This is a genomic window from Ruminococcus bromii (genome assembly GCF_002834225.1).
Classification (GTDB): Bacteria; Bacillota; Clostridia; order Oscillospirales; family Acutalibacteraceae; genus Ruminococcoides; species Ruminococcoides bromii.
In genome coordinates this window covers 1-14259 of record NZ_NNSR01000032.1, presented here as the reverse complement: position 1 = coordinate 14259, position 14259 = coordinate 1, and the positions used below count along the sequence as shown (strand labels likewise).

The following is a 14259-nucleotide window of genomic DNA, read 5'->3' as shown; positions in this document are numbered from 1 at the left end:
TTTGGTACTGCCGTTTTTGTTTTGATTTTTATTTGTTATTCTGCTTTTGTAGTTTCTTCTTCAGCCAAAATTGATGAATCAAAGGTGTATTCAAAGATTTTTAAGCCGTCCTTGTTGAGAAATTGTCACAGTCGGTTCAGACTGCTCCGACGGGTGAGCCTGCAACTGTCGGTACAACCTCTGCAAATCCGACTTCGGCAACAGGCGGTGCCGCAACATTGGACAGCACTCCTTCACAGCCTGATAAAAACGGCAGTGTTCAGACAGGAGTGACAGCAACGGCTGTTATGATGCTTGTTGTAATTTCGGGCGGAGTGCTTTTTGCCCTTGCAGAGCGTAAAAAGAGAATATAACACACTGACAGCCATTTGTGCAAAGATTATCAGTTGCCTATTGCAAAATTTGTAAAAAAGATATAAAATAGAATCAGACAAAAAAATATGGCTTTTTCGCTACATTATATCAATTATGAAAGAGGTGCCAGAAATGGATAAAAACAAAAAATTATTCTACACAATTATCGGTGCAGTTTCTGCACTTGCGGCTGCCGTGGCAGCACTTCTCGCTTTAAAAAAGCACAGATGTGCAGAACAGAAGCTTATTGAGGAAATTGACGATATTGTTTCCGAAAAAGAGCCCGAAGAGGTTGCAAATGAAGAACCGCAGGCAGAAGTTACAGCCGATGAGCTTGCCGAGGAAGAATAATCAGCGGCTCGCCGTAGTATTTCATATGCAATATAAATTTGTGTCCCATGCCGGAATGTAGGGGTGGTGGCGGAGAAAGATTTTGTAGCTTGGGTTCACGCTGTGAATATACAACGCAAGTCGGAAAATGTCTTCAAACCTGTGATATGCCGAAAAATTCAGCTTCGGTTTGCAGTTTCTCATAGTTTTCTGCATACCGACAAGAGTTTCCATATCCGCCCCCTCGACATCGGCTTTAATATAGCCTGCCGCCATTCCGCAGAGAATCGTATCGACTGTCGCAACCTTTGTTGCAACGCCCTTGTCGGCAATTGCGCTGTTGCGACCTGCCTTGTTGTTGAATATAAGCTCCGTGTTTTTGCTGTATGAGCCGAGCTGCCAAAGCGACACATTCGCCATACCCTTGCAATGAAGCTTCAGCTTTTCAAAATTTTTTGCGTTTGGTTCAAAGGCAATTATACGCTTGTACTTGCTGTTTGTGTAGTGCAGAAATTCGTCAATCGTGTCGCCGTTGTATGCGCCGAGGTCAACATAGCTTTCGTTTTCACCAAGATTCAGAATGTTGGCGAAAGCCTCGTCCTTGTCGGTTGTGACAGGGGGGAGGAGGTCAATTCTGCCGGTAAAGTAGAATTTCAGAAGATTTTCGTAAACCTTTTTTGAAAGGTCGTCGGCAAGCAGACTGTACGCACTTTCAATTTGCTCTTTATTTTCGGTAATAAAATCACCGTCAAAAAGTCTGTCGCCAAAAACAGGAACAGAGGGGACAAGCGTTTCGTGTTTTTCGGAAATTTTCGTAATGTGTGCCATAACATCCGGGAGCTGGCTTGCAAAGCAGAGGGCGATAATAACATCACCTAATTCTGCCTCAACATCGGAAAGCTTTTTAACCGTAAAACCGTGGAATTTTTGACCGCGCACGAAATCGTCGCTTGCAATAACGGCAGACGCTTTAATTCCGTAACGGTCAAATGCGGCAAGAACCTTATCAGCACCGTCACCCATTCCGTAAAGCACAACAGGCTTTGCGGAATTTTTTAGTTGTTCCCATACAGATATTTCGTTTTTTAAAAGTTCGGTTATATTAAACATAAGGATACTCCAATTAGTGTATATGGCATTGTAATTGTTTTCGCAATGAACGCCCCTACGGGTTTGCAAAGCAAAAAAGTATAAAAAAAACGCCCACCCTATTGGGTGGACACTTTATATGTCGGCATCTCCCTATTTTTCCGGGCCGTCACCAGCCAAGTATCTTCGGCACCACTGAGCTTAACTTCTGTGTTCGGTATGGGAACAGGTGGACCCTCAGCGTCATCAACACCAACTTATTAACTTTTTCTTCTCTCTTGAGAACAGTATTGATTATACTACGGGCTGCACCAAATGTCAACACTTTTTTTAAAAAAATTTAAAAATTCTTTTAAAACCTTGAAAAGCCCGTATTTATCCCGATTTATCGCCGTTTTAACCGTCATTGAACCCAATGTATACTTGATGCGGTGAAAAATTATACATATTTTGTCACAATAAAGTGTAAAAAATAGGTTGCCGCAGTTTTTCGTAAATTATTGACTAAACGGATAAAAATGTGTACAATTAAATAGATTAGAATAGATTGGGATGTTTAGAATGAATAATGTAAATAAGTGTAAAATGCTTTTGTCATCACTCTCTGTATTCAGAGGTATAATGAACAGAAGCGTTCCGAAAGCCTTTTATGAACTTTTGCTTTCGCTTGACAAAAAGCCTGAGGAATTTCTCGGTGCATACGGCAAGCTTTGCTCAATGCTTTGCGAAAGAGGCTGTGCGGATAAGTTCGCATTTGCAATCAGCGAAACGGCTCTTTTTGACGATAACTGTTTTGCCCGTGCCGCAACAGCAGGCAAGCAGGACGAGTTGCCCGAAAATGTTATCTCTGCTGTAAAGACAGACTGTGACGCTATTTTAACAGCCGCAGAGCTCACTTCGGACGAGGTGCTTGAAGCATATGCCTATGCCGACAAAATCAAAGAACTTATTCCGATTCTCCCAAAGTGGCAGACGGGCAAGTGCGCTCCGTGCTTTGACGGCTTTGACGGTTCACTTGACAAGCTTTCTGCTTATTATAAGGAAAACGGCTGCGGTATGTTTGCCCGTTACAAGGCATTCATCTGGCGTGACGGCGACATTCAGCCCGTTGAGCATCCTGACAAGATTGATATGGATACATTTACGGGATATGAGCGTCAGAGAAGTCAGGTTGTCAACAATACGATTTCGTTTATTCAGGGCAAGAGCTGCAACAACTGCCTGCTTTACGGTGATAAGGGTACAGGTAAAAGCTCAACGGTTAAGGCTATTGCAAATGAGTTCCGCAAAGACGGACTCCGCATTGTTGAAATGCCCAAGGACAGACTTATTGACTTTCCGCTCCTTGTTGACAAGATTGCCGCTCTTCCGCTTAAATTTATTATATTCATTGACGATCTTTCGTTCCAGCATCAGGATCAGAGCTATACAACCCTTAAAGCAGTTCTTGAGGGCGGACTTGCGGCTCGTCCCGATAATGCGTTAATCTATGCAACATCAAACCGCAGGCATCTTGTTAAGGAAAGCATTTCCGACAGAACCCACACAGTTGACGATATAAATGTTCGTGATAATATGCAGGAAAGCCTTTCGCTTTCAGACAGATTCGGTCTTGCGGTTTGTTACACAGTTCCTTCAAAGAACGATTTTCTTGAAATTGTATATTCTCTTGCAGAGCAAAGAGGCGTTAAGATGACTCATGAAGAGCTTGCCCTCGGTGCGGAGCAGTTTGCACTTTCAAGAGGCGGTCGTTCACCAAGATGCGCAAGACAGTATGTTGAATCACTGTTTTGCTGATAAACCGGAGGTAGTTTATGAAAACAAAAATAATTTCAATTGCTCTTGCAGTTGCTGTAATGCTTTCGGCAGTTGCTCTTTTGAGCGGCTGTTCTGACGGAGAGTACCCCGTTGAGGTGGCAAATCTTAAAATTGAAAGTAAGCCGGAGAACATTGTTGTTCTTGACGCACCCACAGCCGATATTCTTATTGCCACAGGCTATGACAGATACATTGTCGGCAGGAGCGACGAGGTTGACCAGAAGTCCGTTGAAGTTGCTCCGAGTATGGGTTCAAGCGAAAAGCCTGACGCCGACAAGATTATAGAGGCAGGGGCAGACCTTGTTTTTGCAGGTCCGACAATTGATGAGAGCGTAAAGAACAAGCTTAGCGACAAGGGTATTCAGGTCATAAAAATGTCACACGGTGATACTCCAAAGCAGGTTGAAACAAACTATATAACGATCAGCAAGATTTGCGGCGGCACAAAAACAGGTGCAAAGAACGGTGAGGATACTTACAATGACTTGCTTGACAAGATGAACAACTACAAACAGCAGGTCAACAGCAGAAATTCAGGTATCCTTGATACTGTATGCTATTTATATACGGAAGATGATCAGCTCAGAATTATGTCAAACGGAACATACGGCGATATGCTTCTCGGCTATACGGGTGCGGTTAATGTTGCAGTAAACATTACAGACAACGCTGTTGATGTTGCAACTCTTAGGGTTGCAAATCCGAATTTTGTATTTTACGCAGATGACGCAACTCTTAAAAAGATTAAGAGTGACGCAACGCTTGCAGGTCTTGGAGCGGTAAAGAACGGAAAAATTCTTGAGGTTTCCATTGAAGAAATGTTACGCCCCGGCAATACATCTCTTGAGGCACTTGAAAAAATGGTTTACTTTATGTATCCGGATCTCAAGCCGAAATCGGTAACAGCCGAAACAACCCAACCTGCAAAAGATTCATCTGCATCGAAAACTACCGCAACAACAGCCACAACCGCAACTCAGGCGGCAACGGCTGCAAACAGCTCAAAGTCGGTTGCGGATAAATACAAGCTTACCATTACATCCGACCTTTCACTTAAGCAGGAGGATGAAAACGATACGGTTAAAGCTATGCAGCTTCGCCTTTATAACATCGGCTACATCACCGACAAGGACAATGTAACAGGCTATTACGGCGAGGTTACAGCCGAGGCGGTCAAGAAATTCCAAAAGCGGAATGGCTTGAAGGAAACAGGCACAGCCGATAACGCAACGCTTGTACTGCTGTTTGACAGCAGTGCCAAGAAGGCTAAATAATACGGCAAATAGCTTTACAAATTGAAGGCGGAAAACGAATGCGGGCGATGTGCCGCAACTTTCCGCATTAAAAGCGGTCGCAGGGTTATTATTTGACAAGACATTAGATGAAGGATTGCACCAATGCGCGGCAAGGCGTTGGTGCAATTTTTGTGTTCATACGGCAAGACTGTCCGCACAGGCATTGAGCGGCAGTCTGCAATAATCGTAAGGTTTTTACCTGTCAGACCTTGTATTTTTTTGACAGATTATGTATAATAAATTAGATATACATTCTGAAAGGCAGTATTATTGATTCTAATTTTAGTTTCGGGGGAATATACAAATATGATGAAAACTGTTTCAAAGCGAGTTGTGACACTTGCAGTTTGTGTTGTGACGGTGTTGTGTGGTATTTTTGCGTGTGCAGGTGCAACAAATGATTATGAAATTCCGCAGATTGACGATATGACGCTTTCAATGCCTGAAGGTATGAGTGCCATTACAAGGGACAGCAAAAGTACTGACAAATATTTTTCGGTTTTCGGCATTGATTACGAAACTACAATGAAAAGCTTTGAAAACGGAAATATATATCTGCAGGGCATGGACAGTATGTCATCGGTTATTTTGACCGTGACTATGACTAAAAATGAAAGCAGCGAAAATGTTTCCAATTATGCTCAGCTTTCTTCAAGTGAGCTTGTTAATATTCGCAACAACTTTTTAAACTCCGGAGAATACAAAAGCTGTACTCCGGATCAGCAGGAAAAGGTTGTATGGCTTGTGTTTGACGCAACTGCTCAGGGCGGCAGCGGCAATGTTAAGACCTTTGTGGCAAACACGGTGTACGACGGTATGAATATCAATATTACAATGCAGAGAACAGAGGGCAATGTTACTTCTGTTGATTATGATACATTTTCTAAGATTGTGTCATCGGTGAAATTCAGCGATTTGCCGTTTTCAAAGGGAATCATTCCATATATGATTATCGGCGGCGGTATTCTCATTGTTATTCTGATTATCATTATCATTATCTTTGCCGTCAGAATCAGAAAACATAAAAAAGCAAAGAGAAACAATGCTGTTCTTGAAGAACTTGCGTCAAAGTATAAGCTTGGCGACAAGGGCGGCGATTATGATATTGATAACTTTGACGATCAGCCAAAGCCCGAAAAGCGTTCAAAGAAAAAGCAAAGATATGTTGAAGAGGCTGAAGAAGAACACGCACCGGAGGGAAGAAGATATGCTCCCGAGGTGATAGCCGATTATGACGAGCATGACGGTTCGGAGTATGATCATTCAACCTTAGATACGGGCTATGCAAGCGACAGCGAGATTGATGAGATTATCAATTCGGCAAGAGCTTATAAAAACGAGCTTGAGCGTGAAGTATACAAAAACAATTACGGTTACGAGGAAAACAGTACTGAGGACGAAAAAAAAAAGGAGCCTACCGAAGCAGACACCTCAGAGATTGAAACCGAAAAGAATAACAAAATCGAAGAGGGTAACGCGGAAACACCTGAAGAATACGAAGACATAAGTTCTTCATCGGGTCCGACGCTCGTTATCCCGGAACCCGAGCACGACCTCTTTGAAACAAGCGAGCCTGACGATATTGACCGTGAGGATGATGCCGATGTTGTGGATGCCGAGGAAGTTCCCGAACAAAAGCACCCGCTTGAGAAAAAGGTTGACGAGTACGCAAACATCATTTTCGGAAGCGATGAGCCTGAGGAAGAGATTGACGATGAAGAGCTTGTGAGAGCTAAGGCTAAGAAAAACAAGTTTGACAGCGGCTATGATTTCTTTGAAGAAGCTCCCAAAAAGTCAATGGGAGTTATCAAAAGCTCCGACCTCAGAGACGCCGAGGATGTCGATGTTATCGGCGAGGTTGAAAAAAAGGCGGAAACAGTCAGGAAAAATGCACTTGAAGAAGAGCATAATAAAGAAAACGAGAGTGAACCGACCGATAAACGGTCAACGGAAGAGGTTCTTGCCAATGTAGGCAAAAACATCGGTAACGCTCTCAGGGGCTTTGCAGGCGGAGTTAAGAATTTTGGCATTCATTGCGGATACTTCTGCAAGAATGTTTCGAGAATGATAAAGCGTAAGCGTGCAATTGCCAAACGCAAAAAGGCAGAGGAAGAGAGAAGAGAGAGAGAAAGGCAAAAAGCGGAGCGTGCAAGAAGGCGTGCTGAAAGAGACGAAAACGACGGACTTGTTCAGGTCCACAGCAGAACCGACCGCCGCCCCCAACAGAATCACCGCCCCTCAAACAGAAACAATAGAAGATAATTCTTTTCTTAACGGAGAAAAAACACAATGGAAATGCTAATTAAAAATGCAGTGGTTGTTTCCCCTGCCGACAATCTTAACGAAAAAGCAGATATTCTCATCAAGGACGGTGTGATTGCCAAAATCGGCAGCGGCATCACATCAGACGGAGAGATTATTGACGCAGACGGTCTTTGTGCCGTGCCGGGCTTTGTTGATATGCATGTGCATCTTCGTGATCCCGGTCAGACTCACAAGGAGGATATTATCACCGGCTGCAAGGCGGCTGCCGCAGGCGGTGTTACAAGCCTGCTTGCAATGCCGAACACCAACCCCACAACCGACAGTCCCGAGGTTGTAAGGTATATTCTCGACAAGGCTAAGGGTGCAGACAGCCGTGTTTATGTTGCGGCAAGCGTTACAAAGGGACTCAAAAGCGAAGCACCCACAGACATTGAAGCCGTGAAGAACGCAGGTGCAATCGCACTTACCGATGACGGCAGACCTGTTGAAAACACAAAGTATTTAAGTGACGCAATGAAAAAAGCACCAAGGCTCGGTATGACAGTTGTTGCACATTGCGAGGACTTGTTTCTTGCCGACGGAGGCAAAATTAACGAGGGCGAGGTTTCGGAAAAGCTCGGTGTCAAGGGAATCCCTGCCGGTGCCGAGGACTGCGGAACTGCCAGAGAAATTGCACTTGCTGCCGCTCTTAACGAGCCTATTCATATCTGCCATGTCAGCACCAAAACAAGCGTTGCGCTTATTCGTGACGCAAAAAAGAGAGGTGTTAAGGTGACCGCCGAAACCGCTCCGCATTATGTTTCGCTCACGGACAGAGAGCTTTTAAGAGGCGACGCTGATTACAGAATGAATCCGCCTCTCAGAACTCAGGCTGATGTTGACGAGATTATCAACGGACTTTGTGACGGCACACTTGATGCCATTGCAACCGACCACGCACCGCATACCCCTGAGGAAAAGGCCGATTTTGTAAAAGCTCCCAACGGTTCAATCGGTATGGAAACCTCATTTGCGGTCTGCAACACATACCTTGTTAAGACAGGAAAAATGACGCTTTCACAGCTTGTTGAGAAGATGAGTGTTAATCCTGCAAGAATTTTGAAAATCAACGCAGGCACACTTTCAGTCGGTGCAAATGCCGATGTTGTTCTTGTAAATCCCGATGAAGAATGGACAGTTGATGTCAATAAACTTCACGGCAAAAGCAAAAACACACCGTTCAAGGGCAGAACCCTCACAGGCAAAGTCAAAAAGACAATCCTCGGCGGTAAGGTAGTTTTTGAGGATTGAGCAAATAAAACCCGTAGGGGCGGATATTATCCGCCCGCAAGTAATAGTGCGAAATTGTTGTTAAAACAAATTATATAAATGAAACAAAGATAATGATATACTGTAGCGGCGAACCGTGTTCGCCAATCGGTTAAAATGGCAGTCAATGACTGTCGGTAAATAAACAGAAAATTTATTTAACATAAAGGAGTAAAATTATGGCACAGAAGGGCGACCTCCTGTCGGTAAGACAGGACATCAGAGTAGTAGACGCAACAATCCGTGACGGCGGTCTTTGCAACGATTTTAGATTTGACGACAAATTTATCAAGGCTCTTTACAATGCAAATGTTAAAGCCGGCGTTGATTATATGGAATTCGGCTACAAGGCTTCAAAAGAAATCTTTAACGAAGAGGATTTCGGCAAGTGGAAATTCTGTAACGATGCAGATATCAGAAAAATTGTAGGCGACAACAAGACTCCTCTTAAAATCGCTGTTATGGCTGATGTCGGCAGAACAGATTTTAAGAAAGACATTATTGCAAGAAAAGACAGCCCGATTGACCTCATCAGAATTGCAACATATATCAACGCAATTCCTGCGGCTGTTGAAATGATTGAAGACGCCGCTAAAAAGGGCTACGAAACAACAATCAATATTATGGCTGTTTCAAAGGCAAGAACCGAGGATATTACAGCCGCTCTTGAAACTCTCGGCAAAACTCCCGTAAACGCTTTCTACATTGTTGACAGCTACGGCGCACTCTATCCCGAGGAGTCAAGACGACTTGCAGACCTTTACTGCTCAATTGCCGATAAGTACGGCAAGTCGGTCGGTATCCACGCTCACAACAACCAGCAGCTTGCTTTTGCCAACACAATCGAGGCTATGACGCAGGGCGTAAGCTACCTTGACGCAACCGTTGACGGCATGGGCAGAGGCGCAGGCAACTGTGCGCTTGAGCTCCTCCTCGGTTTCCTCAAAAACCCGAAGTATCAGGTTGCTCCTATTCTCAAAATCATTGAGGAGTACACCCACAAGTTTAAGGCTGAGGGCGTTAAGTGGGGCTACGATATTCCGTATCTTCTCACAGGTCAGTACAATACGCACCCCCGTCCGGCAATTCAGTTTGTAAAAGAGGACAGACAGGATTACTACAAGTTCTCAAACGAACTTTATGATATTATCAACAGCTAAGGTAAACAGCTTTGCGGCTGCCGTCGGCAGATAAGGAAAGCAAAATTTAATATTCCGGATTCACTAAAGCCAATTTCGAAAGAAATTGGCTTTTTGCGTTTTTTCCTATTCCCTCCGAAAACTCACATCAAATTTCCTGCCGTGTTTATTTTAATGTTCTTTCTGTATTCCTACACCGTTACTAACAGCTGTAGTTTTTAAAATCAAGTCAAAAGAATAATACTTTATATTGACAACTAAAAGAGATAAAGTTATAATTTAGTTGTAACGGTATAGAAATATACTTCGGTAAAAATTACTGTTTGAAAGGGGAAAAAGTATGAAACTCAAAAGAATCTTGTCATCATTTCTGGCTGTTGTAATGGCTTTCGGAGTTGTTTCATTGGCAACGGTTGATGAAAACGGCAACATTTTCGGAAACACACTCACCGCAGAGGCTGCGACAGAAAAGACGGCAACAAAAATGCCCGACAATGCAATCACATTCAGCAGTACCTATAGCGACGAGCTTGAAATCATTCCTGCTGCAAGCAAAAACGGTATGTATTACTATAACAACAAGGTCATTTATTTTTACAGCGTTGCAAACAACACTTTCAGAAAAATTTATGATTACAACGATAAAGGCAGAAACAAAGACACTGTTATCTGCGTTTATGCCGATGCCGAAAAAGGCAAGTTTTATATAGTATGGCTTGACTCATCAAATCGAAATAAAAAATACTATTATCTTGATGAATTCGATGTTAAGTCTGAAAAGTTTGTTTCAACCAAGGATATATCATCGCTTGTCGGAAGCAACAACCTTTCACATCCGGAATCTATTGGTGTTGACAGTCAAAACAGATATTACCTTGCCGTGTATGACAGCAATCAGGATAAGTATATTATCAATTTGATTTCAGCCGATATGAAGCTGTTGTCATCAGCTGTTGCCGGTGACGCAGTTTATAAATTCAGCGGTTTTGACAAAACAAACGGCAATTTCTATTTTGAAGGCTACACAGACTGGATTTATTGGGGATACAGCCACGATACGCAGTCGCTTAAATGCGGTAATGTAAAAAACAACAAAATAAGTATAAGCAATTATTATGTAGATATTTTATATCAGCAGTATTATACTCCGCATTATGACAATGCAGTAATGCTTACAAACGGAGATTTCGTGTGGACTTCTACCATGTCAGGTGCTGTCAGAGTGCTTGATTCGGCTAAGTTTGACATTGCCGACAAAGATTCTTCACTGCCACTCAAATTAAGCGTTTCAAGAAGCGGTTACGAAATTGATGACAGATATGCAGACAGTATCGGCACAAGAACGGTGTATAATGCAGCTACAGGCGATTACCTTATGTATGTAAACGATAATACTATTGCTGAGCTTGATTCAGAAGGCAATAAAAAATCGACCTTCAAAACAGCTTATCCTGTTTTTGCAATGTATAACTACGGCGACAGCGTACTTGTTATTGAAAAGGATACAGGCGAAAATTTTTATGTTGAAAATCTGAAATGGGCATATCCGACCAAAATCACATTGTCAAAAACTTCTGCCACAATCAAAGTCGGCGAGAGCCTTTCGCTCAAGGCAACAAGTGATTCGGTTCTTGATATTTCATTTACATGGTCAAGCAACAATAACTCCGTTGCGTCTGTTACAAAGGACGGCAAGGTTTACGGCAACAAAGCAGGCTCTGCAACGATTACAGTAAAAAGTAAAAACGGAATTACGGCAGCCTGTAAGGTTACGGTTCAGAATAAAGCAAACAATCCCGACAGCGGCGAGGTTAAGCAGAACGGTGCGTCGTCGAATAATATTTCCGCAAATGATTATTACACCTGGTCATCGGTAGTAAAATCAAATCTTACCGAAAACAGCGACAAAACGCTTACAAGGGTTGAAAGCACATCAAAAGGCGTTCTTGTTGAAAAGTATTCCGCAAACGGCAAAACCTTGATTTCAAAATCAACAATCAAAAACGAACTTCCTATTTACGGCGGTTATTTCTCGGGCAAGAATAACAACTATATTGTTTTCGGTCAGAACAACAAGGGCGAAAAGGATTCCGCAGAAATCGTAAGAATTGTAAAATATTCAAAAAGCTGGTCAAGAGTCAGCGACTGCAAAATTTACGGTTCAAATACCTTTGAGCCTTTTGAAGCAGGTTCACTTCGTATGATTGAACTTGACGGAAAGCTTTATGTTTATACCTGCCACACAATGTATGCAGATTCAAACAAATTGAATCATCAGGCAAATATGCTGTTTACCGTTGATGAAAGTACAATGAAAACCACCGATTCAATGTATGAGGTGTCAAATCTTCAGGACGGATATGTCAGCCACTCGTTTAATCAGTTCATCAAAACTGACGGAACTTATATTTACAGGGTAGATCACTCCGAGTCAAACAATATGATTATGAGCGGGCAGTATCTTACTGTTAACGGAATTACACTTTCAAGATACAACAAAAACAGTTCCTCAACAAATGTTGCGGTTACAATTCCGCTGAAATTTGATATTCACTCCGGAAACTACACGGGTGCGTCAATCGGTGGATTTGAAGTTGGCAGCGGAAATTGTCTTATTGCATATACAAAGGATATTTCATCTTCATGCAAAAGCAGAAATGCTTACATCAGTGTGACCGATGAGTACTTTAACAAAACAAATAATGTTGCACTCACGAACTATAAATCGGGTACGAAAGTAAGCTGTCGCACTCCGCAGCTTGTTAAGATTAATGAAAATCTTTTCCTCGTTATGTGGGAGGAGTATAATTCCTCAACAAAAAAGGTTACAACAAAAGCAAAGACAATTGATTCGAGTGCAAATACAGTTGCATCTGCAACATTGTCTGTCAGACTTTCGGATTGTCAGCCTGTTATGTGTAGTGACGGTACGGTTAAATGGTATGTTTCCGACAATTCTTCACCGAAATTGTACAGTATAAATCCGTATGATTTGACAAAGCGTCACGAACATACTTACACATCTGTTGTTACAAAACAGCCGACTTGTACAGCAACAGGTGTCAGAACATATAAATGCACAACCTGCGGTGCAAAAAAAACAGAAACAATCAAAAAGCTTGCACATTCATACAAGCAGTATGTAACACCTGCTACAACAAGTGCAGACGGTTCAATTAATAAAAAATGCACAGCTTGCGGCTATTCGTCTTCAAAAAGCAAAATATACAAAATAACGAGCGTAAGCCTTTCTTCAACGGTGTTTACATACAGCGGAAATAACATTACACCGAGTGTAACCGTCAAGAACAGTAAGAACAATAAGCTTGTTAAAGGCAAGGATTACAAAGTTATTTACCCGACAAACAGCGTAAATGTCGGAAGATATTCCGTGAAGATTCAGTTCATTGGCAACTATTCGGGTACGGTTAATAAATATTTTGATATTGTGCCGATAATCACAAGCCTTACCAACACAACAGGCGGTATAAAGGTTTCTTGGAGCAAGGTTAATGGTGCGTACGGTTACAGAGTTTATCAGAAAACTTCAAACGGTTGGAAACGAATTAAGGACACAACCGCAACAAGCTTTACGGATTCAGCGGTAAGTGCAAATCAGACAAAGACTTACACAATCCGTTGTATTGACAAAAAAGGCAAAACCGTCAGCGGTTTTTATTCAAAGGGTTGGTCGAAAAAATATACACCTGTTGCTCCGACAATTTCAAAGCTTGAAAACACTTCAGGCGGTATCAAGCTCAGTTGGCACAAAATTGCAGGAGTTTACGGTTACAGACTTTACTACAAGACCTCATCAGGCGGTTGGAAACGCTTTAAAGACACAACCGCCACATCGTTCACCGATTCGGGAGTAAGTCCTAACAGAACCGAAACATATACAATCCGTTGTATTGACAAAAACGGCAACACCGTCAGCGGTTTTTATTCAAAGGGCTGGTCAAAGAAATATACACCTGTTGCTCCGACAATTTCAAAGCTTGAAAACACAACAGGCGGCATTAAGCTTAGCTGGAATAAAGTCACAGGTGTTTACGGCTACAGAGTTTATCAAAAGACTTCCACAGGTTGGAAACGAATAAAAGACACAACCGCAACAAGCTATACAGATTCGGCGGTAAGTGCAAATCAGACAAAGACCTACACAATCCGTTGTATTGATAAGAACGGCAAAACCGTCAGCGGTTTTTATTCAAAGGGCTGGTCAAAGAAATACACAGCCGCAACACCGAAAATAACAAAGCTTACAAATACATCAAAGGGTGTAAGTGTGACATGGAATAAGATTGCCGGAGTTTATGGCTACCGTCTTTACAGAAAATATGACAGAGGAAGCTGGACAAAGGTAAAAGATACAACTTCAACCTCTTTCACAGATTCAGGTGCTAAAAAGGGTAAGAAGGTAACCTACACAGTCCGTTGTATTGACAGAAAAGGCAAAACGGTAAGCGGTTTCAACTCAAAGGGTTGGTCAATTACAAGAAAATAGTATAATTCACTATGCCAATTTGTAAATATTTAAAGGTGCTGTCGCATTAAGACCGCCTAAAAAGGAAAAATGACCAATCCGAAAGGGTTGCCCGTTCAACAAAACAGTGGCTGTGAAAAAACAGCCTTACAAAAACAGGAAGGCACATAACCGA

At 42.4% G+C, this 14259-nt stretch carries 9 protein-coding genes and 1 rRNA gene; 8 read left to right on the top strand and 2 right to left on the bottom strand.

Annotated elements, in window-relative coordinates:
• Positions 1–122: 122 nt before the first annotated feature.
• Positions 123–353, top strand: a complete 231-nt coding sequence (locus RBATCC27255_RS03050; protein ID WP_101028686.1) for a hypothetical protein — start codon at positions 123–125, stop codon at positions 351–353.
• Between the two features lie 133 nt (positions 354–486).
• Positions 487–705, top strand: a complete 219-nt coding sequence (locus tag RBATCC27255_RS03045; protein ID WP_101028685.1) for a hypothetical protein — start codon at positions 487–489, stop codon at positions 703–705.
• A 21-nt stretch (positions 706–726) separates the two neighbouring features.
• Here RBATCC27255_RS03045 and RBATCC27255_RS03040 read toward each other — a convergent pair whose 3' ends face one another.
• Positions 727–1794 (bottom strand): FkbM family methyltransferase, encoded by a 1068-nt coding sequence (locus RBATCC27255_RS03040; RefSeq protein WP_101028684.1) that lies wholly within the window; start codon positions 1792–1794, stop codon positions 727–729.
• Positions 1795–1913: 119 nt separating this feature from the next.
• Positions 1914–2030: ribosomal RNA gene (gene rrf, locus RBATCC27255_RS03035) — 5S ribosomal RNA — on the bottom strand.
• Positions 2031–2334: 304 nt separating this feature from the next.
• On the opposite strand from rrf, the gene RBATCC27255_RS03030 reads away from it, so the two are divergent.
• The 6 genes from RBATCC27255_RS03030 to RBATCC27255_RS03005 all read left to right on the top strand — a co-directional run bounded on the left by RBATCC27255_RS03030 (position 2335) and on the right by RBATCC27255_RS03005 (position 14105).
• Positions 2335–3570 carry an ATP-binding protein gene (locus RBATCC27255_RS03030; RefSeq protein WP_101028683.1) on the top strand — a complete coding sequence of 412 codons (1236 nt, stop codon included), beginning with the start codon at positions 2335–2337 and terminating at the stop codon, positions 3568–3570.
• 17 nt (positions 3571–3587) lie between these two features.
• A complete protein-coding gene (locus tag RBATCC27255_RS03025; protein ID WP_101028682.1) occupies positions 3588–4865 on the top strand; it encodes a peptidoglycan-binding protein in 1278 nt (425 codons plus the stop codon).
• A 327-nt stretch (positions 4866–5192) separates the two neighbouring features.
• A complete protein-coding gene (locus RBATCC27255_RS03020) occupies positions 5193–7148 on the top strand; it encodes a hypothetical protein (protein ID WP_101028681.1) in 1956 nt (651 codons plus the stop codon).
• A 27-nt stretch (positions 7149–7175) separates the two neighbouring features.
• On the top strand, positions 7176–8441 hold the full coding sequence (locus RBATCC27255_RS03015; protein WP_101028680.1) for a dihydroorotase: 1266 nt from the start codon (positions 7176–7178) through the stop codon (positions 8439–8441).
• Between the two features lie 197 nt (positions 8442–8638).
• Positions 8639–9619, top strand: coding sequence for an aldolase catalytic domain-containing protein (locus tag RBATCC27255_RS03010; protein WP_101028679.1), 981 nt, complete (start codon positions 8639–8641; stop codon positions 9617–9619).
• A gap of 319 nt (positions 9620–9938) precedes the next feature.
• Positions 9939–14105, top strand: coding sequence for an Ig-like domain-containing protein (locus RBATCC27255_RS03005; protein ID WP_101028678.1), 4167 nt, complete (start codon positions 9939–9941; stop codon positions 14103–14105).
• The last annotated feature ends 154 nt before the right edge of the window (positions 14106–14259 follow it).

Bases quoted from the DNA above. Each gene is read 5' to 3' on its own strand.
- RBATCC27255_RS03045 (WP_101028685.1), top strand. From the start codon at position 487: ATGGATAAAAACAAAAAATTATTCTACACAATTATCGGTGCAGTTTCT.
- RBATCC27255_RS03040 (WP_101028684.1), bottom strand. From the start codon at position 1,794: ATGTTTAATATAACCGAACTTTTAAAAAACGAAATATCTGTATGGGAA.
- RBATCC27255_RS03030 (WP_101028683.1), top strand. From the start codon at position 2,335: ATGAATAATGTAAATAAGTGTAAAATGCTTTTGTCATCACTCTCTGTA.
- RBATCC27255_RS03025 (WP_101028682.1), top strand. From the start codon at position 3,588: ATGAAAACAAAAATAATTTCAATTGCTCTTGCAGTTGCTGTAATGCTT.
- RBATCC27255_RS03020 (WP_101028681.1), top strand. From the start codon at position 5,193: ATGATGAAAACTGTTTCAAAGCGAGTTGTGACACTTGCAGTTTGTGTT.
- RBATCC27255_RS03015 (WP_101028680.1), top strand. From the start codon at position 7,176: ATGGAAATGCTAATTAAAAATGCAGTGGTTGTTTCCCCTGCCGACAAT.
- RBATCC27255_RS03010 (WP_101028679.1), top strand. From the start codon at position 8,639: ATGGCACAGAAGGGCGACCTCCTGTCGGTAAGACAGGACATCAGAGTA.
- RBATCC27255_RS03005 (WP_101028678.1), top strand. From the start codon at position 9,939: ATGAAACTCAAAAGAATCTTGTCATCATTTCTGGCTGTTGTAATGGCT.